The 22,775-nt window shown below is 71.2% G+C and carries 23 protein-coding genes; 17 read left to right on the forward strand and 6 right to left on the reverse strand.

Going from position 1 to position 22,775, the window contains the following annotated elements; genetic code table 11:
• Positions 1-15: 15 nt before the first annotated feature.
• On the reverse strand, positions 16-654 hold the full coding sequence (locus G4D85_RS23705) for a hypothetical protein (RefSeq protein WP_164015804.1): 639 nt from the start codon (positions 652-654) through the stop codon (positions 16-18).
• 406 nt (positions 655-1,060) lie between these two features.
• Here G4D85_RS23705 and G4D85_RS50350 point away from each other — a divergent pair, with 406 nt between their 5' ends.
• The 17 genes from G4D85_RS50350 (at position 1,061) to G4D85_RS23790 (ending at position 17,826) form a co-directional block, all read left to right on the forward strand.
• Positions 1,061-2,407, forward strand: coding sequence for a Tox-REase-5 domain-containing protein (locus G4D85_RS50350; RefSeq protein WP_275900311.1), 1,347 nt, complete (start codon positions 1,061-1,063; stop codon positions 2,405-2,407).
• Between the two features lie 17 nt (positions 2,408-2,424).
• Complete coding sequence (locus G4D85_RS23715; protein WP_164015808.1) at positions 2,425-3,156, forward strand: immunity 52 family protein; 732 nt, start codon at positions 2,425-2,427, stop codon at positions 3,154-3,156.
• A gap of 348 nt (positions 3,157-3,504) precedes the next feature.
• Positions 3,505-4,230, forward strand: a complete 726-nt coding sequence (locus G4D85_RS23720; RefSeq protein ID WP_164015809.1) for a hypothetical protein — start codon at positions 3,505-3,507, stop codon at positions 4,228-4,230.
• 40 nt (positions 4,231-4,270) lie between these two features.
• Complete coding sequence (locus G4D85_RS23725; protein ID WP_164015811.1) at positions 4,271-4,945, forward strand: hypothetical protein; 675 nt, start codon at positions 4,271-4,273, stop codon at positions 4,943-4,945.
• Positions 4,942-6,255, forward strand: coding sequence for a nitrilase-related carbon-nitrogen hydrolase (locus tag G4D85_RS23730; RefSeq protein WP_164015813.1), 1,314 nt, complete (start codon positions 4,942-4,944; stop codon positions 6,253-6,255). Before G4D85_RS23725 ends, G4D85_RS23730 begins: the two co-directional genes overlap by 4 nt.
• Before the next feature lie 229 nt (positions 6,256-6,484).
• Positions 6,485-7,168: a carboxypeptidase-like regulatory domain-containing protein gene (locus G4D85_RS23735; RefSeq protein ID WP_240359453.1), complete on the forward strand. Its 684-nt coding sequence runs from the start codon at positions 6,485-6,487 to the stop codon at positions 7,166-7,168.
• 1 nt (position 7,169) lies between these two features.
• A complete protein-coding gene (locus tag G4D85_RS23740) occupies positions 7,170-8,351 on the forward strand; it encodes a phage tail sheath family protein (protein WP_164015815.1) in 1,182 nt (393 codons plus the stop codon).
• Positions 8,344-8,832, forward strand: a complete 489-nt coding sequence (locus G4D85_RS23745; protein ID WP_164015817.1) for a phage tail protein — start codon at positions 8,344-8,346, stop codon at positions 8,830-8,832. The genes G4D85_RS23740 and G4D85_RS23745 overlap by 8 nt, the downstream gene beginning before the upstream one ends.
• Positions 8,825-10,108 carry a hypothetical protein gene (locus tag G4D85_RS23750; RefSeq protein WP_164015819.1) on the forward strand — a complete coding sequence of 428 codons (1,284 nt, stop codon included), beginning with the start codon at positions 8,825-8,827 and terminating at the stop codon, positions 10,106-10,108. The genes G4D85_RS23745 and G4D85_RS23750 overlap by 8 nt, the downstream gene beginning before the upstream one ends.
• Positions 10,108-10,851, forward strand: a complete 744-nt coding sequence (locus G4D85_RS50355) for a CIS tube protein (RefSeq protein ID WP_164015821.1) — start codon at positions 10,108-10,110, stop codon at positions 10,849-10,851. Before G4D85_RS23750 ends, G4D85_RS50355 begins: the two co-directional genes overlap by 1 nt.
• A 5-nt stretch (positions 10,852-10,856) precedes the next feature.
• A complete protein-coding gene (locus tag G4D85_RS23760) occupies positions 10,857-12,365 on the forward strand; it encodes a phage baseplate assembly protein V (protein WP_205525670.1) in 1,509 nt (502 codons plus the stop codon).
• Complete coding sequence (locus G4D85_RS23765) at positions 12,366-12,707, forward strand: hypothetical protein (protein WP_164015825.1); 342 nt, start codon at positions 12,366-12,368, stop codon at positions 12,705-12,707. It begins immediately after the preceding gene.
• The gene (locus G4D85_RS23770) at positions 12,704-13,132 is read left to right on the forward strand and encodes a GPW/gp25 family protein (protein ID WP_164015827.1); all 429 of its coding nucleotides are present in this window, start codon (positions 12,704-12,706) and stop codon (positions 13,130-13,132) included. Before G4D85_RS23765 ends, G4D85_RS23770 begins: the two co-directional genes overlap by 4 nt.
• The gene (locus tag G4D85_RS23775; protein ID WP_164015829.1) at positions 13,129-15,720 is read left to right on the forward strand and encodes a putative baseplate assembly protein; all 2,592 of its coding nucleotides are present in this window, start codon (positions 13,129-13,131) and stop codon (positions 15,718-15,720) included. Before G4D85_RS23770 ends, G4D85_RS23775 begins: the two co-directional genes overlap by 4 nt.
• Positions 15,707-16,222, forward strand: coding sequence for a phage tail protein (locus G4D85_RS23780; protein WP_164015833.1), 516 nt, complete (start codon positions 15,707-15,709; stop codon positions 16,220-16,222). The genes G4D85_RS23775 and G4D85_RS23780 overlap by 14 nt, the downstream gene beginning before the upstream one ends.
• A complete protein-coding gene (locus G4D85_RS23785; protein ID WP_164015835.1) occupies positions 16,222-17,325 on the forward strand; it encodes a COG1361 family protein in 1,104 nt (367 codons plus the stop codon). The genes G4D85_RS23780 and G4D85_RS23785 overlap by 1 nt, the downstream gene beginning before the upstream one ends.
• Positions 17,326-17,334: 9 nt before the next feature.
• The gene (locus G4D85_RS23790; protein WP_164015837.1) at positions 17,335-17,826 is read left to right on the forward strand and encodes a hypothetical protein; all 492 of its coding nucleotides are present in this window, start codon (positions 17,335-17,337) and stop codon (positions 17,824-17,826) included.
• Positions 17,827-17,847: 21 nt separating this feature from the next.
• On the opposite strand, the gene G4D85_RS23795 is transcribed toward G4D85_RS23790, so the two are convergent.
• The 5 genes from G4D85_RS23795 to G4D85_RS23815 form a co-directional block, all read right to left on the reverse strand.
• On the reverse strand, positions 17,848-18,336 hold the full coding sequence (locus G4D85_RS23795) for an STAS/SEC14 domain-containing protein (RefSeq protein WP_164015839.1): 489 nt from the start codon (positions 18,334-18,336) through the stop codon (positions 17,848-17,850).
• Positions 18,337-18,441: 105 nt separating this feature from the next.
• Entirely contained in the window at positions 18,442-19,083 is a 642-nt protein-coding gene (locus tag G4D85_RS23800; protein ID WP_240359454.1) for a M23 family metallopeptidase, read from the reverse strand.
• Positions 19,084-19,091: 8 nt separating this feature from the next.
• Positions 19,092-19,958 (reverse strand): TolB family protein, encoded by an 867-nt coding sequence (locus G4D85_RS23805; protein ID WP_164015842.1) that lies wholly within the window; start codon positions 19,956-19,958, stop codon positions 19,092-19,094.
• A gap of 176 nt (positions 19,959-20,134) precedes the next feature.
• Complete coding sequence (locus G4D85_RS23810) at positions 20,135-21,784, reverse strand: cell wall anchor protein (RefSeq protein WP_240359455.1); 1,650 nt, start codon at positions 21,782-21,784, stop codon at positions 20,135-20,137.
• Positions 21,785-21,893: 109 nt separating this feature from the next.
• On the reverse strand, positions 21,894-22,724 hold the full coding sequence (locus tag G4D85_RS23815; RefSeq protein ID WP_164015844.1) for a hypothetical protein: 831 nt from the start codon (positions 22,722-22,724) through the stop codon (positions 21,894-21,896).
• Between the last annotated feature and the right edge of the window lie 51 nt (positions 22,725-22,775).

Raw genomic sequence — 22,775 nt, forward strand, 5'->3', positions numbered from 1 at the left:
TCGTCGTGCTCCTGCTCAGTAGAAGTAGAAGAGGAAGCCCACCTTCACGGAGGGGATGGTGGCGCGCACGGAGAGGTTGCGGGCGGTGACGCTCGGGTCGTCCGTGGCGTCCTGGAGCAGGGCGCTCGCGTCGTCCACGCCGAGCGCCACGTAGCTGAGCCCCAGGTGGAGGAAGAAATTGAAGCGGCTGGCCGAGCCCACCTCCAGGCCGACGCTGCCGCTGACGTAGTCATAGGTGACGTCGCGGATGGCGGCGGAGGTGCGGCTGGGGCTGGCGCCCAGCCAGTCGACGACCTCGCTGTATTCGGAGCCGAAGTAGTGCCCCGCCTCGGCGTTGAAGGAGGGGGCGATGAAGGTCTGCAAGGGGAGGATGCTGACGCCGCCGCGCAGGCCGAAGCTGAGCGTGTTGGTGGTGGGGCCCGCCTGGAGCCGCAGCCAGGGCAGCGGCCGGAGCACGGCGGACACTCCCACGCCGTGCGGAGCGCCCGCGTCCAGCAGGAGGCCGAAGCGGTGGAGCTCGGACCCGCCCGCGCCGTCATCCTGGGCCAGGGCCGGTGTCGCGGCCGTGAGCGCCAGGAGGCAGGCGAGGGCCGCGCCTCGCTGTCGTAGGGGGAGTGCCGTGCGTCTTCTCGTCGAGGATGTCGCCATCGTCATAGGGATGTTCCAGCGTGGTTCCGGCCCGGTGGCCATCATTTGCGCGACGGGCCGGAAAGAGAAGTCACGTCGAGGGAAATGACCCGCGAGGGGTGGTGCGCGGACACGGATTCCGGACACCCGGGAGTGTCGCGGGAGACCTGTGCCGGAGGTGGGACGTGGAGTCCCGGGGTGGGTTTTCCGGGAGTGTCACGTAGGCTCGGGCTCCTACCGTGGAGCGGTGGAGACAGGGGCGTTCCGGATGTGGAGAGGGTGGAGCCTGCTGCTGGCGTGCGCCGTCGCCGGTTGCACCTCGGTACCTTCGACGCACGGGGCCCCTGGCCATGGCGCGGGAGCTTCGCGACGGCTCAAGTCGGAGGGCGCTCGTGCGGAGCGCCTGTCCCGCGAGGAAGGTGGACGGCGGGGCGTGGTGGTCGCGATGGCGAGCCCCGCGGACCTGGCCGTGCGCGCTGTCACCCAGGGCGCGGTGCGGCTGGACGCCTTCGAGCAGTTGCTGGTGGCCGCCGGGCTGGACAGCGCGGAGTTGCTGCCGCGTCGTGACGCCCTGTCACCGCGAGAGGCGGCACGGGTGCTGGCGTTGCTGATGGCGCGGCCGGTGACGCTGAGCAACTTCCCGCCGAGGCAGGCGGTGGGACACGTGCTGCGGGAGGTGCTGGAGGGCGGTGAGGTGTCCCGGGAGGAGCTGCTGCGCCGGGTGGAGCGCTTCTCCATGGTGGCCGTGCTGCGGCCGGATGGATACCTGGCCTGGACACGCAGCGGGCGGACGCAGCAGCGCGTGGGGCCGGTGCAGTGGAATGACGGTTCCTTCCGCTCGGGCCCGTTCGAGCTGGGGCGCTTCTACTCGGGGAAGGGTGGGGCGTTCCGCGTCCTGGACGACGGGCTGCGGGACGCCGGCGGAGGTGTGCTGGCCGAGGTGTATGACGACGCTGACTACGTGGGGCGCACGCTGGACGGGGCGGAGGAGGCTTTCGTCGAGCTGGTCATGGCAATGGGGCAGTTGCTGACATCCCCGGCGGACAGCCTCGCGGCGTTGCGGCACTTGCCCTCGGGACTCGCCGCGCTGGTGGCGTCCTCGCCCGAGTACCTGGAGCGCTTCCGTCACATGAGTCGTGGCGAGCAGGTGAAGGCGCTCTCCAAGCTGACCACGAACCTCATTGCCACCTGGGGCGCAGCTTCGGGGGTGACACGCACCGTGACGGGAGCGCTGCGTGGCGCGGAGGCCACCGTGCCGGTGCTGTCCCTGTCCGCGGAGGGTGCGCTGGTGATGGAGCGCGTCGCGGTGCCGGTGGGGCAGGCGGCCACGGTGCTGGGCGGTGGGCCCGGTGCGGCCATCATCCTTCAGCGGGCGCGCTCTGGCGGTGGAGCGCAGCCCCCCGCCGATGGGCCGGGGCGGTGGGAGCCCGCGAACGAGAGCATGAGCCATGCCTCGCGCGAGTATCAGGCTCAGGTCACCGGGGCCCCCGAAGGGCTGGCCTACAAGGTCCGGGATGTGAAGTTCGATGGCTACAGGAGTGGTGTCCTACTGGAGACCAAGGGGCTGGGTTACGCAAAGTTCCTCAAGAATGGCAGCTTCAGGTCATGGTTCCGAGGTGCGGACGGAATGCTTCAGCAGGCAGAGCGGCAACTCAAAGCGGCCATGGGCACACCCATTGAGTGGCACTTCGCGGAGCGCGACGTTGCTGACGCGGTGAGGGCCATGCTGCATGAGAGCGAGCTCGGCGACATCAAAGTGGTCTTCACGCCAGTCAGATGACAGGGACAGTCCCCAGCATGATCGAGTCCTACTATGCCGGCGCGTACTGGCCCGGACGGGTCGAAACGCTCGAGTCCTATGCTCGGCGCGCTGAGTCCTTCTTCCACCTGCTTTCCGCTGCCGACGTGACGTTTACCCGGTGGTTCGAGAAGGCAGCCGGCCGCTCCGAGGCTCTCAAGCTCCAGTTCACGCCAGATGCGGAGACGCTGCTCGGGTTGTTCAAGAAGAAGAAGTATCGGCGCGACGAGGCGGGCATCGCCTTCTCCGCCTGGAATGGAGAGCGAGATGGAGCCAGCAGCGGAGTCCGGTTTGCTTGCGGCTCCACTTCCGCGTTGCTGGGAGACCTCTGCACGCTGAGCCTCCCCACGGAGGGGGCCGTCAGGGAGCGTGTCCTGTCAGCATCCACCCTCGTGCAGGTCCTGCGCGCCATGGCCCTGGCCTGGGAGCCGGAGTGGAGCATCGCCACGTCGCAGGTGCATCGGGATGAGGTGCTGAAGCTCTCCAGGGCGGGGACGTTTGTCGGGTGGGTCATGTACTTCGCGCGCAGCCGGGGGGAACTGCCCCCGTTACCCGCGCCTGTTCGCACCGAGCCTGTGGGTGACAAGGGCACGCTGGTAATCCTCACTCCCGAGCGCTTCACGGCCAGCAATCCGGAGCATGTCGCGCTAGCGGCTCGTGTGCAGGAGTTGCTGGCACAAGCTGGATTGCTCACGCCGCTCAGGACACCATCGACTCCACGGATGGACTGAGCCTCCACAACCTCACCTGGGCGGTGCGGCGTTACTGTGGCGGGAGGCAGGTCCGCGGCGCACTGGATGCGGCTGAACTTCAGCAACTGCGAGCCGGCGCGGATTGAAGAGGCTGTGGCCCGGCTGGGGCGGGTGCTGGGGTCGGCGCGAGGGTAGGGTTTGTAGCGCCGGATGTCACGGAGAGTGCGTGTTTGTAGCGGCGGACGTAACAACAGCACCGGGGTGGCGACACCGCTTCGAGGGAGGCCAGAGATGGCCCACTTTCTGCATTTCATGGAAATGCCGAAATCCTTGCACCCGGCCTCGAGCCGGGTGCGGGTTCCCCGCAGCAAGAGGAGTGTCCCCCACATGTCTCATCCGGCTGAGTCACACCCTGGTTCTTCCAACGGCCTGCGCGCGGTAACGCTCGCGATGCTCGCGGTCTTCACCGTTCAGATTGGCTGCAGCCGTGCTCCCGAGGCCAACCCGATGGCCAAGGCGCGCGAGGCCCTGGCCGCGCACATCGTCGTCAGCGACGTGGAGCCCTCGCAAGTCGTCGACGGGAGCCTGGAGCGGTTTGGCCGGCTTGGCATTGCGCTGCATGACGAGGCGCCCCGATTCATGAACTTCGTCCTGCGGCAGACGCTCGTCCGCGGCACGGAGGACGCCGTCCTCGAGGTGTATGACGAGAAGACCGGGGAGCGCACCCTCTACACGGTGAACAACGAGACGGGCGACGCCTGGGTCCACCATGAAGGCGGCGAGCTGCACATGGTCTTCAACGCGGACAAGACCATCAAGGTGGGTGACAAGCTGGCCGCCAACGAGGATGAAGCGGCCAAGATCCTCCTCGAGACCGGGGCGCTGGACGGCGTCTCCGATTACTCCCTGTTCACGATGATCGAGGTGGTCAGCAAGTACCTCCCCGAGGACAAGACGGGGAAGGCAGCCGTCGTCGTCCTCGTCGCGGTGGGCGTCTGGTACGTGGGCTCCACCGTCGGTTGCTCCCAGCAGTACAGGCGGAACGGCTGCAGGCTCACCGGGCTGAGCAACTACTGCCGCTCGTGGTGCGCCTCGTTCTGGTGCCGCTGCTAGCAGGCCTGCCGGTGTTTCGGACCAGGAACTGGAGCCGTCCATGACTGTGTTGGTAAGGCACTGGCTCCTGGCCCTGCTTCTGGGGGCCTGCGCGTGTCAGCAGGCCCCCGGTGTGCAGGAGCGCGTCGTGGCGCTCTACTCGCGAGCGGATGTCGCCGAGCTGCAGCAGTCGCCGTGCTCCGATGGCCGCTGCCCGCATGTGGCCCTCGAGGACTTCTCCTGTCCCTCGGGAGTGAGGGCCGAGGTGCTCGTGCTCAGCGGACACAGCATGCCTCCGAGCTATCTCAACGCGTCCCCGGAGGACCTCGCGCGGGTGGCTCGGTGCTACCGCCCGGACCTCATCGTCCTGGATACCTGCTACGGCTTCTCCACGCCGCTGCTCACGGCGCTCGCGGAAGAGGCGCCGGGGGCCTGGGTGCTGGGCTCCACGTACAAGCTGCCCCTCGATGGACTGCTCTATGACGAGGGCTTCTTCCAGGCCGGGAGCCCCGAGCAGCGCGCCCGCTTCGTCCGGACGCGCTCTGGCAAGGCGCTCGCGTTGTGGCGGTTGGATGCGAAGGCCATGGACACGGCCCTCGAAGAGGTGTCGCGCTGGGAGCCCGCGGTGCTGGAGGCCCGGTTGGCGCGCAAGCACCCCAACCTCGTGAAGGTGGCGCTCCCGGGGGAAGTCACGGCGCTGGTCCCCGTTCCGCCCGAGAGGTTCCGGAAGCGATGAGCCTGCTGCTGGCCCTGGGCTCGGGTGTCGCGCTGGGCGTCGCCTTCCTGTGGACGTGGGCGCAGCCGCTGGCCTGGGTGGGCATCGCCTTGCTGGGGTGGGCGCTCCACCGCGCCAACGGCTGGCGCCAGGCCGCCGCGGTGCTGCTGCTGGCTGCGCTGGTGCGCCAGGGCGTGGCCCTGCACTGGTGGGTGGGGACGGCGGGGTTCTACACGGCCCCCTGGCTTCCTCCTCCGTTCATCGTGGCGTTGCTGGGCTGGGCGGCCACGGGGGCGCTGTCCCAGGTGCCGCTGCTGGCGCTGGCGGCGCTGCCCGTGAAGCGGGTGCCTCCAAGGTACTGGTTGCCGGTGGGATGGGTGCTGGGCGAGGCGGCGCTGGAGGCGTGGAGCGGCTTCTCCATGACGCACGTGCTGCATTCCCAGTGGATGCAGCCGCCAATCCTGAGGGCCGTGGGCTTCGTGGGGTGGGTGCCCACACTGGTGCTCTGCCTGCTCGCCGCCGTATGCGTTGGAGAGGCCGTGGCCCTGCGCTCGCGCCGCCTGTTGCTGCCGGCCGTGGGCGTCCTGGTGGCCCTGGCCGCGCTGCCCCGGCTGCCCGTGGCGGACGATGCGCTCCAGGGGACGGGCGTGGTCCACATGGCCTCGTCCGTGCGGGTGCCGGAGTCGGTGCCCGAGGCCACGGAGCGGCTCATCTGGCCGGAGTCCACGGTGCGGGGGCTCCAGCGGGGGACCGAGGGACGGGTGTCACGGCCGGAGGTCATCGAGGCCTTCGATGCGCGCCTGCCGGTCCCCGCCATCGCGGGGCTGATGCTCCGGACGCCCGAGGGGTTCTTCAATGCCGCCGCCGCCTTTGACGCGGACGGGCGGCTGCAGGAGACCCGAGGGAAGTCCATTCTCGTCCCCATCGGGGAGCGCTCCATCTTCGGGCTTCAGGGAAGAGGGGAGCCGCTGGTCGCAAGCCAGGCGCGACCGCTGCTGTCCCTCGCGGGGCGGAAGGTGATTCCGCTCATCTGCTACGAGGCCTTCAGCCGCGCCACCGCCTTGCGTGGACGGGAGGCGGGAGGAGCGCTGCTCGCGGTCCTGGCCAGTGATTTGCCCCTGGCTGGAAGTCGCTTCGCCATGGACCAGGCCATCGGCGGCGTGGTGATGCGGGCGGTGGAGCTGCGCATGCCCGCGGTGCGGGCCTCGCTGGGAGGCGTCGCGGCGGTGGTGTCCTCCGACGGCCGCGTGCTGGCGCGGAGCGCACCGGGGGAGAGCGGCATCCTCACGGTGTCCCCGCCTCCGCGGATGGTGGAGGCGACGCGGGAGTAGGCACGGTCCCCTTGGGCATGCGCCAGCCCTCGGGATTGGGTGCGCCGCAAGCCTCCGGTCCTGCCCAGGTCGGAGCCGTTGGTGGACCCGCCTGTTGAGCGCCCGACGTCCACGCCTCCCCGCGGGTCACTACCTCCTGCGTGGGGCCGGTGCGACCTTGCCATCCCGGAAAGCACCGGCAGCGAGGCGCTGCGGGTGAGCTCCGGCCCAGGACCCTGGGGGGGACCGGATGATCGACGAAGTCGATCAACGACTGAAGGCGTGGGTGGGCCGCATTGCCGGCGACGTGCCCGTATTCCTGGGCGTGCCGGACCGTGACTCCTTGGAGCGCGGCGTGTGCCTATACCTCCTGGAGCTCGGCCCCGCGCCTCCCGCACGCGGTACAGGCCGCGTGCCCCTTCAAATCTCCGTCTGCTACCTCGTCACCGCCGGCGCCGAGTCACCCGAGCGCGCGCACCGCCTCCTTGGCGAGCTGGTCTTCTCCGCCATGGAGGAAGCCGACTTCGACGTGGAGCTCACCCCCGTGCCCACCACCATCTGGGCCGGGCTGAGGACCGCGCCGCGTCCCGGCTTCCGCCTGCGCGTCCCCGTGCGCCGCGAGCGCCCCCAGCCCGTCGTCCACCGCGTGCGCTTCCCCGTCGTCACCCAGTCCGTTCCGGCCGAGATGCTGCTCGGCTGCGTGGTGGGCCCCGGCGACATCCCCATTCCGGGCGCACTCGTGGAGCTGCCGACGCTGAACCTCACCACGCGCACGGACGCCAAGGGCTGCTTTCGTTTTCCCCGCGTGCCGCCAGTGGCCACGCTGGGGCGGTTGGAGGTGCGGGCGAAGGGGGAGGTGCTCGCGCTCGGTCCGGAGGCGCTTGCCGCCGAGCCACAGCCGCTGCTCATCCGCCTGCCGCTGAAGGAGGAATGACGTGCCGAATTACCTGACGCCAGGCGTCTATGTGGAGGAGGTCTCCAGTGGAACCCGCTCCATCCAGGGCGTGGGCACCACCACAGCCGCCTTCGTCGGCCGCGCACCCGCGGTGGACGCCCGCCTCCACGAAGCCGTGCCCGTCAATGGCTGGGCCCAGTTCGTGAAGGAGTTCGCTCCACCCGGGACTCCGGGCACCGCGCTCGCGCGCGCCGTGTATGGCTTCTTCGAGAACGGCGGCCGGCGCTGCTTCATCGTCAACATCGGTGACAGCGAGAGCCTGGTGGGCGATGCCCGCAAGCGCCAGGGCGTGGCCGTGCTCGAAGAAGTCAGCGAGGTGGCCATGGTCGCCGCCCCCGGCTTCGCCGACGCCGCGGCCTGGGACGCGCTGCTGACCCACTGCGAGAAGATGAGGGACCGCTTCGCCATCCTCGACGCACCCGAGGACGTGGATGACGTGGGCCGCCTCACCAAGGTGGCCACGGGCGACAAGGGCGGCGGCATGCACCCGCGTGCCTCGGACCAGGGCTACGGCGCCTTCTACTACCCGTGGTTCTCCACGCCGGACCCCCTGGGCGACGGGAAGACGCTCGTGAATGTGCCGCCGTCCGGCCACATGGCGGGCATCTACGCGCGCACCGATGTCACGCGCGGCGTCCACAAGGCGCCCGCCAACGAAGTCGTGCGCGGGGCCATGCGGCTGGTGCGCGACGTGACGCCGGAGGAGCAGGGCGAGCTCAACCAGGTGGGCGTCAACTGCATCCGCTACTTCCCACGCAGCGGCATCCGCGTGTGGGGCGCGCGCACGGTGGCCCCCGCCGACAACAGCGAGTGGCGCTACATCAACGTGCGCCGGCTCTTCAACTTCGTGGAGGAGTCCATCGCCCTGGGCACGAACTGGACGGTGTTCGAGCCCAACGACCTCAAGCTGTGGAACTCCCTCAAGCGCGACGCGAACGCCTTCCTGCTGCGGCTGTGGCGAGACGGAGCGCTGATGGGCCGCACGCCGGAGGAGGCCTTCTTCGTGCAGTGCGACGAGCAGACGAACACGCCGGAGACCATCGACGCCGGACAGGTGTTCGCGCTCATCGGCCTGGCACCGGTGAAGCCCGCGGAGTTCATCATCTTCCGCATCGGCCAGCACGCGGGTGGCGCGGAAGTGGAGGAGGTGTCGAATGGCTGAGGCAAAGGCTCCCGAGGCGCCGCCGCCGGCGCAGGATGCGGGCGCGCAGCCCGGCGCGCTGGTGAACCCGCTCCGCGGCTACAACTTCACGCTGCTCATCGACGGGGTGAACGAGGGGCACTTCCTGTTCTGCTCCGAGCTGCATGTGAAGGTGGAGGCGCTGCGCTACCGGGAGGGCGGCGCAGGGCCCGTGGTGCGCCGGCTGCCGGGCCCCATCTCCCACGGAGATGTCGTCCTTCGCTGCGGCTTCACCCAGTCACCGGAGCTGTGGACCTGGTTCCTCGCCACCATGAGCGGGGTGCCGCTGCGCAAGAACGTCTCCATCCTCATGCTCGACGACGATGGGTTGACGGAGCGGCTGCGCTGGAACCTCAACGAGTGCTGGCCGTCGGAGTGGAAGGTGCATCCGCTGGATGCGCTCGGTCAGGACATCGCCATCGCCTCGCTCACGCTCGTCTACGAGTCCCTCTCCCGTGGCTGAGCGCCTCCAGACAGCCTCGCGCGGGGCCTGGGTGCGCACCGTGGCCCGGTGGATGAAGTCGTGGGCGGAGTCCGTCCTCGCCGAGGAGGCGGAGCCCACCTCCTCGGCCGCGCCGCGTCCGGAGTCCACGGGTGCTGGCTCGCGAGGTGCCGGAGGTGCGGCGGCTCCTGCAGCGAGCAGCCCTCCGGCCGCCGCTGCCTCGGCGGCCACGCCCGAAGCCAGCGTGGAGTCCCTGGAGGCGCGCTGGCTCCGGGACATCGAGGCGCGTCGCAGCATCCCCATGGGGGACTGGGTGGCTCGCGTGACGAAGGGCGCGTACTCCCTGCCGGAGGGAGACGGCCTGCAGCGCGAGCACCGTGTGGCGCCCACGCCTTCGCCCCTGACGGAGCAGGTGGGCATCCCTCGAGGACCGCCGCCGCCGATGAGCCGGCCGCCGGTGCGAGAGGCCCGTCCCCCGGCCCGGCCCATGGCTCCGACTCCGGGCCGTTTGCCGACGCGGGCTCGGGACGGCGAGGCGGGTGCGCCGTCGGCGGTGCCTCGGAACTCCCTCGTTCCGGAGCCCCCGCCCGCTCTTGCGCCTGCGTCCAGGCAGGCCCGGTTCGCAACCCCGGCGCCGGAGCCGGAACAGTCGGCGCAGCGTGACTCGTGGGGACTCGGACCGGAGGTGGCTTCCTCCTTCCGGGCGCCACCGGCGATTCCGGCACGGCCTTTCGCGCGCTCGGCGCCCCGACCGCCTGTCGCGCCACCCGCGTCACCCGAGCGCGAGGCCGCCGACACGGGCCTCCCGGAGCGGCGCCTGCCGTGGAGTGAGGCTTCCCCCTTCGCGGACAGGGCCTCTACGCGGCCTCCGCCGCCCCCGCTCCACGTCGTGCCTCCCCAGCCTCGCGAGGCACCCGGAGCCCCGGTGACCGAGCGGACGCTGCCCTCCTCCGGCCTCCCCCGGTTCCGGCTGCTCTTCCTCGACGGTGACCCCGTCTCCGCGCAGGAACCTCGCCGCAACCGGGTCGCCCTGACGGAGGATGACGGCGGCTGGGACGGCGCCCAGTCCCCGCTGGCCTGGCGCCGGACCGAGCCGGAGCCACCTCTCTCCACACGCAACGTCTTCCCGTCCCTGGAGGGCGAGCCCCGCTGCTCCGACGGCGCGCCCGCGGCGAGCGTCGCGAGCCCCTGGCCCGAGCTGCCTCCGGCGCCGACTCCGGATAGCGCGGAGGCAGTGGTGGAGCTTCGTCAGTGGGAGCGGCGCCGCCGGCTGGACCGTGAACAGCGAGGCGAGTGATGGAGCGTGTGGCCTTCCTCATCGAGCCCGGCGGCGAGCGCATCGAGTGTCTGCTCAATCCCGAGACGCTCGTCGTGCGCCGGGTGGCGGGCCTGCAGCCGAGGCGCGCGCTGGGAGGCTCGCTGCCGTGGGGGGGCCCCGGGGACGACCCGCTCCTCTTCACCGGCGGAGGCAGCACGGAGCTGACGCTGGACCTGCTCTTCGACGTGTCGCTCTCCGGCTCCACGCTCCAGACGGAGGACGTGCGCGAGCTCACCGAGCCGCTGTGGCGGCTGGCGGAGAACGGCCTGCGCGAGGACGGCAGCATGCGGCCGTCGCTGGCGCGAATCGTCTGGAGCAAGTGGTTGAACTACCTCGGCGTGGTGGCCGCCGTGGCCGAGCGCCTGGAGCACTTCACCCCCAGCGGCGCCCCCCGGCGCTCGTGGCTGCGCATGCGCCTGCTGCGCGTGGAGGACGAGACCGGCCCCCGGGAGCCCACGCTGGAGCAGGAGCCGCCGGACCCGGACGCGGTGGCGGCGGCGCTGGCTCCGGAGGACTACGAGGCGCACACGGTGCTCGGCGCGAGCGAGGAGGAGGGCGCGCCCGGCGGGCAGCGCCTGGATGAAATCGCGTACCAGCGCTACGGCGACCCGTCGCTGTGGCGCCTCATCGCCGCGCTCAACGGCGTGGCCGACCCCAACAGCATTCCGGCGGGGCAGGTGCTGCGGCTGCCCACCGCCGAGGCGCTCCGGAGGGTGATGTGAGCCGGATGCGCGGACTGCCCGAGCTGCGAATCGAGGCAGGAGGCTCGCCCCTGACGGTGGCGGACCTGCGCAGCCTGTCCTCGGTGCACGTGCAGCAGCGGCTGGCGGCGCCCGCGCAGTGCGAGCTGACCTTCACCGACCCGCGCGGCACCCTGGCCTCCTCGGGCATTCCTCCGGGCACGTCCCTGCGCGTGGCCGCGGCCTCGGGAACGGACGCCCTCTTCACGGGCGAGGTGACGGCCGTGGAGTACGTGCACGCCACCGGCGGCGCGCGCGAGGTGCGGGTGCGCGGCTATGACGTGCTCCACCGCCTGCGCAAGCGCCAGCCGGTGCGCGCGCACGTGCAGGTGACGCTGGAGGACCTGGCGCGCGAGCTGGCCTCGGGCCTGGGCGTCTCCGTCCAGGCGGCGGCCCCCGGGCCGCTGTGGCGCCACCTCATCCAGCACGGCCAGTCCGACTTCGACTTCCTGGTGGAGCGCGCGGACCGCTGCGGCCTCTACCCCGTGCTGCATGGGGACACGCTGCGGCTGGTGACGCTGGAGGGCGAGGGCACGCCGGTGTCACTGCTGCTGGGCGAGACGCTGCTGGAGGCCACCGTGGAGGTGAACGGCGACGCCTCGTGCCGCGAGGTGGCCGCCGAGGGCTGGGACGCACTGCGCGCGGAGTCCCATGCCGGCCATGCGGGCTCGCCGCGCGTGGGGCGCCGCGTGGACGCGGAGGTGTCTCCGGAGCGCGTGGGCGGAGAGACGCGGCGCTCGCTGGTGGACGAGGCGGCGGAGGGCATTCCCCACGTCGAGGCCGCCGCCCAGGCGGAGCTGGACTACCGCGCCGCCCGCGAGGTGGTGCTCACCGCCGTGGCCGAGGGCGACGCGCGGCTGCGGCCGGGGGCTCGCGTGGAGGTGGCCGGAGTGGCCGCCGCCGTGGCGGGCCGCTACGTGCTCACCGCCGTCACCCACCGGGTGGATGGACGCCACGGCTTCATCTCCGAGCTGTCCTCCGCGCCGCCGCCGCGACGCGCGCGAGTCCGGGCCTCGGCGGTGACGCTGGGCGTGGTCAGCCGCGTGGACGACCCGGACGGAAAGGGCCGCGTGCGCGCCACGCTGCCGGCCTACGGCGGCGTGGAGACGGACTGGATGCAGGTGCTGGCGGCGGGCGGCGGGGCCGGCAAGGGGCTGATGCTGCTGCCCGACGTGGGCGACACTGTGCTGCTCGCGCTGGGCGGAGAGGACCCGGCGCGCGGCGTGGTGGTGGGCGGCCTGTACGGAGGAGGAGGGCCCCCGGACGCGGGCGTGGAGGGCGGCTCAGTGCGGCGCTACACGCTGCTGACGGCGGGCGGGCACAAGCTGCGGCTGGACGACGAGGGCCGCACGCTGCGGCTGGAGGACGGCACGGGCAGCTACCTCGAGCTGGCGCCGAAGGGCGTGCGCCTGCACTCGGAGGTGGCGCTCGACATCGAGGCGCCCGGCCAGGACGTGGTCATCCGTGGGCGCTCCATCGACTTCCGGAGAGGGTGAATGCGGGTCCTGACGGTGGATGCGCTGGTGGTGTGTGCCCATGAGCTGGGACGGGTGGGGCTCATCCACTCGCAGCCCTTCGTCACGGTGGAGGGCCGGCCCGTGCTGGTGCGCGCGGACCCGGAGGGCCGTCCCATCGGCGGGTGTCCCAACATCGGCCCCACCATCAAACCGTGCACCAGCACGCTCGCGGTGCAGAAGGGCTACTCCACGCTGGTGACGATTGACGGCCGGCCCGTGTGCCTGGACTCGCTGACGGGGCTGACCGACGGCACCCCGCCCGGCACGGTGAAGTACAAGGTCAACGCCCCCGGGCAGACGCTGGTGACGGAGGCCGGATGAGTGCACCCCGCTACCGCACCTGGCGCTTCCTGCACCCGGACTTCGAGATGGTGGAGCACTCCGGCCTGCGCCTGGCTCCCACCGGCAAGGCGGAGATGGTGGAGGAGCACGCCTCCATCCGCCAGGCGGTGCTGCTGCTGCTCACCACCACGCCCGGCGAGCGCGTCATGCGCCCGGACTACGGCTGCGAGCTGCACCGGCTGCTGTTCGCCAACAACGACGACACCACCGCCGGCCTCGCCATCCACTACGTGCGCCGCGCGCTGGAGCGCTGGGAGCCGCGCATCAACGTCCTCCACCTGGATGCCACGCGCAGCCCCGAGGACCCGCACCGCCTGGACGTCATGCTGGAGTACCGCGTGCGCATCACCGGCCGCACCGAGCGGCTGGCCTATCCCTTCTCGCTGGCGGGAGGCCCGTCATGACGTCGCTCCCGTCGCCCCGCCTGGATGACCGGAGCTTCGCGCAGCTCGTGGAGCAGGCGCGCACCCGCATCCAGGCCTCGTGTCCCGACTGGACGGACCTCACCCCGCATGACCCGGGGATGGTGCTGGTGGAGGTGTTCGCCCACCTCACCGAGACGATGCTGTACCGGCTCAACCGGCTGCCGGAGAAGGCGTACGTGGAGTTCCTCCGCCTGCTGGGGGTGCGCCTCCAGCCGCCCGCCGCCGCGTCGGTGCGCCTGCGCTTCACGCTGGTGCGCCCGGCCGAGCGGCCGGTGGAGGTGCCACGCAGCACGGCCGTCACCCTGGCGCGGGCCGGCGCGGGCGCGGAGCCCGTCGTCTTCCGCACCGCGGACACGGTGACGATTCCCGTGGGCGGCACGGAGGTGGAGGTGCTCGCCTACCACTGCGAGCAGGTGGACGCGGAGCTGGCGGGGCAGGGCACCGGCCAGCCGGGCCTCACCGTGCAGGCGAAGCGGCCCCCGATTGTCGCGCCCACCGGCGACTCCCTGGATTTGGTGGTGGGCGTGGAGGCCGCGGCCGGGGAGCTGGATGCGCGCGCTCCGGCCCGCCGCCATGACGGGCGCACGTACCGCATCTGGCGCGAGGTGGAGAACTTCGCCGCGCTGGGGCCGGACGAGCCCGCCTACCTCGTGGACCGGATGACGGGGGTGATTACCTTCGCCCCTTCCGCGCGGCTGGCGAGCGAGGCCGGGACGCTGGGCGAGCTCCGCGCGCTGGCCGCGGTGCCGGGCGAGGGACGCAGAATCCTCCTCTGGTACCGGTGCGGCGGAGGCGCGACGGGCAACGTGGCCGCGGGCACGCTGGAGCTGCTCAAGGTGCCGCTTCCGGGCATGAAGGTGACGAACCCCCGCCCGGCCACGGGCGGGCGGCCCGCGGAGACGCTGGAGAACGCGCTGCTGCGCGGGCCCCAGGAGCTGCACTCGCTGCGGCGGGCCGTCACCGCCGGGGACTTCGAGCTGCTGGCGCTGCGCAGCTCCGGCGCGGTGGCACGCGCGAAGGCCGTCACGCTGGCGCAGCTGTGGGCCCACGCGCCCGCCGGCACGGTGGAGGTGCTGCTGGTGCCGCACCTGCCGCCCGACGTGCAGGGCCCCGCGGGCGAGGGCATCACCGAGGCCACCCTGCGCACGCACGAGACGGAGGAGGCGCGCGCCCGCATCCACGCCGAGCTGGACGTGCGCCGGCCGCTGGGCACCACCTGCGTGGTGGAGTGGGCGCGCTACAAGACGGTGCGCGTGCAGGCGCGCGTGGTGGCGCACCGCGAGGAGGACACCGCCGCCCTGCGCACGCGCCTCACCGAGCGGCTCCACCGCATCCTCACCCCGCTGCCCTCGCCCTTGCAGCCCGAGGGCTGGCGCTTCGGCCAGGCCCTGCGCGCCTCGCACGTGTACGACGCGCTGCTGGCCGAGCCGGGCGTCAGCTACCTCGACAAGGTGCGCCTCATGGTGGACGAGGTGCCGCGAGAGGTGCGCACGCTCGCCGCGGACACCTTCCAGCCCGGCACCTTCTACGCAGGGGGCGGGGAGACGCTGTTCCGCACGGTGAACGACGCGGACGGCTGGGAGAAGGCGGGCCTGTTCCCCGGCGAGGACGTGGACGCGGTGGAGGCGCATCCCCGGCGGGCGGGCCTCGTGGCGGTGGCGGCGCGGCTGGCGAGCGACGCGAAGCGCTCCCGCATCCACCTCTCCTTCGACTGCGGCGAGACGTGGGAGTCCGCCACGCACACCCTGGACGCGGTGGAGGACCTGGCCTGGGCGGACCGGGACGGCGTGCCCGTGCTGCTGCTGGCCACGCGCGTCGGCCTCTTCGAGCTGATGGCCCGCCCCGGCGCCACGCCGATTCAGGTGCTGGTGGACCCGGCGAGTCAGGACCTGGGCTTCTTCGCGGTGGCGGCCACCACGGACGTGCGCGGCGCCGTCAACGTGGCGGTGGCGGCCATGGGCACGCGCGGCGTCTTCCTCTCCGCGGGTGGCGGGCGCAGCGGCACCTTCCGCCCCATTGGCCCGCGCGGCGCGGACGTGCGTGTGCTGGAGGTGCAGAAGGACGGCCCGCGCTCGTTCCTGTGGGCGGGGCTCGCCGCCGCCAGCGGCGCGGACCCGGGCAAGGGCTGTCTGTGCTGGGAGCTGATGGGCACCGCGGACCCGCCGGACGGGTGGCGGCCCTTCGACAAGGGGTGGGACGGCGGTAGCTGCCTCGCGCTGGCCTTCAGCGGCTCCACCGTGTACGCGGGCAGCCACCGCGTGGGCGTGCTGTGGCTGGACGCCAGCCGCCCGGGCGCGACATGGAAGCGGCCCGAGGTGGGCAGTGGCCTGCCGCTGCGCGAGGCCGAGCGCCTCTTCCAGCCCGTGTACGCGCTGGCCACGTCACCCAAGGGCGCGCCGCTGCTGGCCGGTGGCCCCGAGGGCGTGTTCCGCCGGCCCCAGGGCAGCGAGCGCTACGAGCCCGTGTCCACGCGCGAGTTCACGGAGAAGGTGACGCTGCCTCCCACCTGGCTCCTCTGCTCCGGTGCCCATGCGCTGGAGGTGGTGACGGACCATGCGGAGCCCTGACATCCAGCGCCTGCTGCCGGGCGTCTTCCAGCGCACCGCTCAGCCCGCCTCACCGCTGGCCGCGCTGCTGGAGGTGATGGAGGTGCTGCACGCGCCCAGCGAGGGCGTGCTCTCGGGATTGGAGTCCCACTTCGACCCGCGCCGGGCACCGGACCGCTTCGTGCCGTTTCTGGCCCGCTGGGTGGGCATGGACCTGCCGGTGACGACGGGCCTGGGCCGCCTGCGGGAGTTGGTGGCCGCCGCGGTGGACATCTCGCGCTGGCGCGGCACGGCGCGCGGCCTGCTCCTGTTCCTGACCACCGCCACCGGCCGCACGGACTTCGAGGTGGACGAAGCGGTGCCCGGACCGGACGGACTCCCGCGTCCCTTCCATGTGCGGGTGCGCGCGCCCGCGGAGGTGGAGGCCCACCGGCTGCTGCTGGAGCGAATCATCGAGCGGGAGAAGCCCGCCTACGTCACCTACGAGCTGCTCTTCGTGCAGCCGCCCAAAGGAGCAGGTTGATGCCACGCGCCTTCGACATCACCGCCGTGACGGACTCCATCCGTCTGAGCCCGGCGGGACAGGGGGAGGTGGCCTTCACAATCTCCAACGCGCTGCGCGCGCCCGTGCGCGCCCGCGCGTCCGTGGTGCCGGGCCCCGGCGCGAGGGCCGAGTGGTTCAGCATTCAAGGTGAGACGGAGCGGGACTTCGCTCCGGATGGCACGCAGCAGCTCACCGTCCAGGTGCGGGTGCCTCCGGGCACGCCCCCGGGCCGTCTCACCTTCCACTTGCTGGTCGTGGACGTGCTCAACCCGGACGAGAGCTATGCCGAGGGGCCGTCCACGGGCTTCGACGTGCGGGCCGCGCCGCCTCCGAAGAAGCCCTTTCCCTGGATATGGGTGGCGCTGGCGGCGGGCATCGTCCTCATCCTCGGGACGGTGATTGGCATCGTCTCCTCGCGCGGCGGAGACCCGGAGTTGCGCGAGCCGTGCCCGGATGGCTCCTGCGACAAGGGGCTGGCCTGCACGGGCCAGGACGGCGGCGTGTGCCTGCTGGCGGCGGGGCAGGCGTGCGACGGGGGCGCGCTCTGCTACACGGGCTTCTGCAACCGGGGCGGCTTGTGCGAGCTGCCGCTGGGTGAGTCGTGTACGAGCCAGGCGGACTGCAAGGGGCCGCTGAAGTGCACCGAGGTGCTGGGCAACAGGCTCTGCATGCTCAAGCCGGACGCCGCTTGCGAGCGGGACAGCGACTGCTCCAGCTTCTTCTGCCGGCCGGACAACAAGTGCAACCGGGATGACGGCCGCTGCGACGCCAACGAGGAGTGCCGCTCGCCGTCCACATGCAGCCCCACCAAGCTCTGCCAGCTCCCCAACGGGGCGCAGTGCACCCGGAACGAGGCGTGTCTCTCCAGCTTCTGCTCGACGACTTGCCAGCCGGCGCCCATCAACTTCCAGTGCCCGGCCGGGTGCCCGCCGTTCTCCGCGTGCAGCTTCGGCAGGTGCATCCCTGTCTCAGGCGCGACCCTCAACCAGGACGCCCTCATCGGCGCGCCGAGGACGCGGGAGAACATCCAGCAGCAGCAACAACTCCAGCTCCAGCTTCAGCAGCAGCAACTCCAGCGGTAGCCGCGCGCCATGCCCGAGCTGAAGCCCATCCACGCCGTGCTCATCCTCGCCATCGTCGCGATTGTCGCCCTGTACGTCCTGGGTGTGGGGCTGGGGGCGACGGGGGACTCGCCGCGCCAGGCGAATCCGTCGGAGACGGCCGCGAAGCTGAGGGAGCGTTTCCTCAAGCCGCGCGCGGTGACGGCGGAGGAGCTGGGCGTGGGCTCGGGCTGCACCCTCACGAAGGGCATCCTGAGCCTGCGCGGTGGAGCGGTCTGCGAGGTCGACGTGAAGGCGTCGGACACGCGGGTGCGCTCGCTGCTGCTGGAGCTGATTCCCGAAGTGGGGGCGCCGATGGAGGTGGAGGTGACGCCGCGGGGCAAGCCCTCGGTGCCGGCCACGTTCGACCCGCTGAAGGAGTCGAAGAAGCTGGACGTCATGGAGGAGGGGGCCGCGCTGAAGCTGACGTGCAAGGCCCCGCTCCAGCAGACTCCCGGCTGCGCGCTGCGACTGGTGCAGTGAGGTTTCGCGGGCGGGCAGCGGCTACGGCTCCGGAGGCAGCAGCGCGTGGGCGACATCCACCACGTGCCGAAGCTGCTCCTCGCTCAGCTTCAGGTGCACGGCCGCGGCGAGCAGGTCCCCGGGCGGGAAGGCACGCATGGCGCGGGGGGTGAACCAGTTGAAGAGGGTGACGACTCCGCGCACCATGGCCGAGCGGGTGAAGACGGCCGTTGGAGGGATGGTGTAGCCCCTGGGGACCTGGTTGAGCGCCTGCTGACGCTGGGCTGCATTGGGGCCAGGCCCCTCCGCCAGCACCACCTGCGCGGTGCCGATGTGCTGGTTGGCGGCGATGAGCTCGCAGTAGCGCAGCCACTCGTCCTGCGCGGGAGGCTGGGAGTTGTGCACCACCACCAGCACGGTGCCCACCATGGCCACGCTCACGGTGCGGCCCTTGAACACGTCCCGGACGTCGGGCGCGCTGAGCTTCGCCGCTGCCGCCGAGGAGTCATCAAGCCCAGGAGATGCACTCATTCCGGAATGCTCACTCGAAGCCGTGAGCACCGCAACCCACCACCGGTGCGCCCCCGACCTGAGGTCGGGGGCACCCCACTTCAATGGTGGCGGCTCATTCCTCCGCTACTGGCAGGTGATTCCGGGCAGGCCCCGGTACGCGCCCTGCGCGGTCCACCGCGTGTACGGCGTCCCGCAGGAGCCCGCGTACGGGTCATCCGTGCCGTAGCCGGGGACCCAGTACTCGAAGTGCAGGTGCGGCCCCGTGGAAGCACCGGACGAGCCCACGCGCGCAATCCAGTTGCCGCAGGTGAGGGTGGTGCCCCGGGCGAACTGCTGCGTATAGGCCTTCAGGTGCCAGTACCAGGTCTGGGTGTTATCCGGGTGCCGCATGATGATGTAGTTGGCCGTGTAGAGGCCGCAGGCGGCGTACGGGTTGGACTGGTTCCAGTAGTTGCACCGGTCGTAGTACCCATCCACCGCGGCCTCGACGTAGCCCCGGGCCGCGTTCATGGCCCAGACGCCGTAGTCCATCTTGCTGAACCCGCCGACCAGCGCGTAGTCCGTGCCCGTGTGGCCGCTGTAGCGCACGCCACCGCAGGCGTAGTCCCGGCCGCCGTAGTCCTTGTACGCGCTCACGGTGCAGCCGCCGTTGCCGCACTGGTCCGCGAGCTGCGACGCGGGGAAGCGGAACATCGTCTGCGCGGAGGACACTGCCGGAAGGGACAGCAGCGCGAAGGTCAGCGCCACCGTGAGCTTCGTCATCATCGCGCGCATCACTTCTCACCTCCCACGTCCGCGAAGGCTTCGCCGGTGCGCACGTTCAGCTTCCAGAACTCACCGCCGCCCGCGTTGTAGCGGAGCACGTCCGCGCCCACCCACTCCATGTGGTGGCTGGAGACGGGCGGGGGCACGAAGCCCTTCGGAGGGCCGCCGAACAGCATGTAGTTCTCCAGGCCGACGTTGGTGAGCTGCTTCGGCTCCGCGCCGTCCACGTCCGTCACGTAGAACGAGGCCACGGAGGTCCGGCCGGACACGAAGACGACCGTCGTCCCATCCGGAGAGATGCTGGGCGTCGCATCCACGCCGGGCCCGTCCGCCAGCACCTTCACGCGGCCCTTCAGGTCGATGATGCCCACGGACGTCTCGTGCTTGTGGTCGGCGCTCATGACGAGCGTGGCCACCAGCGCGTCACCCTTTGCCGTGGGGAACAGGTCTCCGCCCACGCCCTGGGCCAGCAGCCGCTCACGGCCGTTGGCCTCACGCAGGCGGAGGTTGCCCTCGCCATCCAGCAGCGCCACGCTCGGCCCCACCGTGCGCGCCTCGCGGTACTTGAACTCCCGGTCCACCACGCGGACCGCGCCCGTCGCCTCGTCGTACTGGACGATGGCGAGCAGCGGCACGTCGTCCGTGCCCAACGCCTGCTCCGGAATCTCCGCGACGACGCCCGCCAGCATTCCCCGGCCCTGGCCGAAGAGGTGGACGAACCGGGCCTTGGCGCCGAACTCCTTCGCGACGGCTGGGACGAGGTGCTCGCGCGCCTTCGTCACACGGCGCAGGTCCGCCGGATTCATGCGGTCTTCCGCCGCGGCGCCGGTGGCTGCCAGCGTCAGCGCGGTGAGGGCCAGGAATCGGATTTTCATTCGTGCTCCAGGAGAGGGGAAACAATGCGGGGGGAATGTGGCGAGAGGGTTTTCTCGCAATCTCTCAATGAGTTGCTTGGAAAGTAATTATTCCTGGTTTGATGAAAAAATGAAGGCCGGGCGGGTGCCCGGCCTTCCGTGGACGTCGAGTGTCTGTCTTTGCTCAGTCGCGCTGGCTACTGCCGGGTGACGCGCTTCAGCCTGAAGGGCGAGGGGCTCTCGCTCATCGTGAAGTAGCTGGCGCCGTTGGCCTCGTACTCAATCGCCTCACCCTGACCTTCCACGGTGTCCGTCAGCGTCACCGGGGTGGCGGCGAAGGCCGTCTCGAAGGCGCCGCCCGTGGGCGCGCGGAATTCGTAGACGACGCGGTACGTGCGCAGCAGGAAGCGGTTGGCGCAGGGGTGGATGGCGCCGGACGTCGCGTAGGAGAAGTTGGGGTCCGTCGTCGTGGGCAGCTGGAGGTTCGACACGAAGACGAGCGTGGACAGGGTGTCCGGTGCCGGCAGCGGCGTGGGGAACTTGTAGACCTTGCTCGCCCCCGTGCTCGACTTGGTGATGACGTAGATGTCACCGGTGGTGGGGTGCACCATGATGGTCTCCGCGTCCTTCGGCGAGTCCGGGTACTGGAAGGGGAACTTCTCCGCCGTCAGGCTGCCGCTCGTCTGGCCGGCGCCGATGTTCGGCTCGGGGATGCGGTAGACGGCGAAGGTGGAAGGAGGCGTGGGGAAGTTCGCGCTGTTCCGGCCGATGTCACCCATGAAGATGCACTTCCCGGCGGGGCACGGGCCGGTGGCGACGTCCTCCCAGTCCGCGGGCGTCACCCCGGCCACGTTGAAGGTGCCCAGCGTGCTCGCGTTGGTGGTGCTGATGGCGACCACGGCGGTGGTGTCCTCGTTGTGCACGTAGATGACGCCCGGCGTGAGGCGGCTGGCGGCCAGGCCGGACGGCTCGACGATGGCGGTGGACGCCACGGTGCCCACCGTCGTGTACGTGCTGGAGTACGTGTCGCCCACGGTGCAGGTGGGCGCGTTCGCCGGACGCAGCGCGACGACCTGGGCGGTGTTCGTCTCGGCGTAGGGAGAGCTGCCGTTGAACGCGGGCTGCGCCCCCGCGGCGCCCAGGTCCATGTACGCCGCGTTGAAGATGACGCCCGTGGACGTGGAGAGGAGGCACGTCTCGAACGCCTCCGTGAAGCCCGTGGGGGGGACGATGGGGCTGGCCGGGCAGGCCGAGCCGGCCCAGATTTGCGAGCCGAACCAGACCGCCACGCCGTTGGCCGAGGTGGTGGTGATGGCGGGCGTGTTGAAGGCGGAGGTGAGCCCGTTCTTCTGGCCGCTCTGCGTGTCGATGGGATTGGTGGTGTCCACCCCGGAGAAGGCGGAGATGCTGCCCGCGATGTTGCTCGCGAGGTCGATGCCGAACGCGTAGCTCGCGGGCTCGGCGCTGCCGGCGACCTTGTAGAAGACCCAGGACTTGAGCTGCGAGGCACTCTGGTCCGAGCGCAGCAGTGTCCAGCCCGCGGGCGGCGTGGCCACGGCGGCGACGTTGTTCCGGTTGGTGATGCGCGCCAGCAGCACGTCACCCTGCACGCTCCCCGCCGGCTTCGTGATGCTCAGGGAGGTGATGGCCTTTCCGGTGGCGGTGCTGCTGCTCCGGTAGCTGATGGTCGACAGCGCCTGGCTCGTGGCGTTGGACTCGACGGAAGGCCCGCCCGCCTCCGGAGCCGGCGTGGGCTCGGCATCCAGCTGCCCGCAGCCGATGAGGGCGAACAGCGAGGCCGAAGAGAGGAAGCGCGATGCGCTCTGCTTGAAATCCTTCAAGATCATGACAGTCCCTGGTGAGCAGCCCGATACACAGGTGAGTTACCTGTTTGTATCGACATACCACTTTCACCTGACTGTGCCCGAAGCAGGACGGGCGGTGCGGGAGGCGCGCTCAGGCCGTGGCCACGCGCTTGAGGCGCAGCACCTTGACGATGGAGACGAGCGCGCCCACCAGCAGCAGCACGGCCCAGATGAGCCCGAGGATGGCGACGATGATGGCGCCCACCGCGTCGGTGATGCTCACCAGGATGCCGGGCACCATCCCGTGGAGGAAGGACACCACGGCATTGGCGAGCAGGGACGTGAGGTAGAGCAGCACCAGCCCCTTGTTCTGCAGGAAGCGCTGGTGCGCGAGCACGAGGCACACGCCCGCCGCCAGCTTGAAGGTCATCAGCAGCCCCAGCGTGCCGGCCGCGCCGCCCCGGTTGAAGAAGCCCCACACCGCCAGGTAGGCGATGGTGCCGAAGGGCGCGGCGCAGACCAGGCTCACCATGGTGATGAGCAGGCCGATGGCCGCGAAGAGCAGGCCGATGCCGGTGAGCAGCGCCACCACCGAGCCAATCAGCGTGGCCAGCCCCTGCACGCGCCCGTGGACGCGCTCGGGGATGAGGAGGCTGGCGCCCATCAGCGCCAGCGTGAGCAGCAGCAGCCCGTCCACCAGCGCGAGGTAGGGAATGCCCATGCCCGGCGTGGGTGGGTTCTCCTGCTGCGTGCGGAGCACGTCTCCCATCTCCACGCCCTCGCCCTCGCATACGGACTTGTGCAGGGGCAGGCAGTCCTCGGGAAGTCCCGGGGGCGGTGCCTGGCAGGGCTTCGTGCCCTTGAGCGCCGAGCAGTCCGGCGGCTTCTGGGGAAGGAGCACGGGCGAGCCCACCTCCACGAGCACGGCGAGCACCAGCAGCACCAGCGCCGCGATGAAGAACGGTTTCCGCAAGCGGTCCATGCCCCATCCCCCGGATGGCGCGCGTCGGAGCGGCGCGCGCGGGGAGGATAG

The organism is Pyxidicoccus trucidator, from assembly GCF_010894435.1.
GTDB lineage: Bacteria > Myxococcota > Myxococcia > Myxococcales > Myxococcaceae > Myxococcus > Myxococcus trucidator.

Bases quoted from the DNA above. Each gene is read 5' to 3' on its own strand.
- G4D85_RS23705 (WP_164015804.1), bottom strand. From the start codon at position 654: ATGACGATGGCGACATCCTCGACGAGAAGACGCACGGCACTCCCCCTA.
- G4D85_RS23715 (WP_164015808.1), top strand. From the start codon at position 2,425: ATGATCGAGTCCTACTATGCCGGCGCGTACTGGCCCGGACGGGTCGAA.
- G4D85_RS23720 (WP_164015809.1), top strand. From the start codon at position 3,505: ATGTCTCATCCGGCTGAGTCACACCCTGGTTCTTCCAACGGCCTGCGC.
- G4D85_RS23725 (WP_164015811.1), top strand. From the start codon at position 4,271: ATGACTGTGTTGGTAAGGCACTGGCTCCTGGCCCTGCTTCTGGGGGCC.
- G4D85_RS23730 (WP_164015813.1), top strand. From the start codon at position 4,942: ATGAGCCTGCTGCTGGCCCTGGGCTCGGGTGTCGCGCTGGGCGTCGCC.
- G4D85_RS23735 (WP_240359453.1), top strand. From the start codon at position 6,485: ATGATCGACGAAGTCGATCAACGACTGAAGGCGTGGGTGGGCCGCATT.
- G4D85_RS23745 (WP_164015817.1), top strand. From the start codon at position 8,344: ATGGCTGAGGCAAAGGCTCCCGAGGCGCCGCCGCCGGCGCAGGATGCG.
- G4D85_RS50355 (WP_164015821.1), top strand. From the start codon at position 10,108: ATGGAGCGTGTGGCCTTCCTCATCGAGCCCGGCGGCGAGCGCATCGAG.
- G4D85_RS23760 (WP_205525670.1), top strand. From the start codon at position 10,857: ATGCGCGGACTGCCCGAGCTGCGAATCGAGGCAGGAGGCTCGCCCCTG.
- G4D85_RS23765 (WP_164015825.1), top strand. From the start codon at position 12,366: ATGCGGGTCCTGACGGTGGATGCGCTGGTGGTGTGTGCCCATGAGCTG.
- G4D85_RS23770 (WP_164015827.1), top strand. From the start codon at position 12,704: ATGAGTGCACCCCGCTACCGCACCTGGCGCTTCCTGCACCCGGACTTC.
- G4D85_RS23775 (WP_164015829.1), top strand. From the start codon at position 13,129: ATGACGTCGCTCCCGTCGCCCCGCCTGGATGACCGGAGCTTCGCGCAG.
- G4D85_RS23780 (WP_164015833.1), top strand. From the start codon at position 15,707: ATGCGGAGCCCTGACATCCAGCGCCTGCTGCCGGGCGTCTTCCAGCGC.
- G4D85_RS23785 (WP_164015835.1), top strand. From the start codon at position 16,222: ATGCCACGCGCCTTCGACATCACCGCCGTGACGGACTCCATCCGTCTG.
- G4D85_RS23790 (WP_164015837.1), top strand. From the start codon at position 17,335: ATGCCCGAGCTGAAGCCCATCCACGCCGTGCTCATCCTCGCCATCGTC.
- G4D85_RS23795 (WP_164015839.1), bottom strand. From the start codon at position 18,336: ATGAGTGCATCTCCTGGGCTTGATGACTCCTCGGCGGCAGCGGCGAAG.
- G4D85_RS23800 (WP_240359454.1), bottom strand. From the start codon at position 19,083: ATGATGACGAAGCTCACGGTGGCGCTGACCTTCGCGCTGCTGTCCCTT.
- G4D85_RS23805 (WP_164015842.1), bottom strand. From the start codon at position 19,958: ATGAAAATCCGATTCCTGGCCCTCACCGCGCTGACGCTGGCAGCCACC.
- G4D85_RS23810 (WP_240359455.1), bottom strand. From the start codon at position 21,784: ATGATCTTGAAGGATTTCAAGCAGAGCGCATCGCGCTTCCTCTCTTCG.
- G4D85_RS23815 (WP_164015844.1), bottom strand. From the start codon at position 22,724: ATGGACCGCTTGCGGAAACCGTTCTTCATCGCGGCGCTGGTGCTGCTG.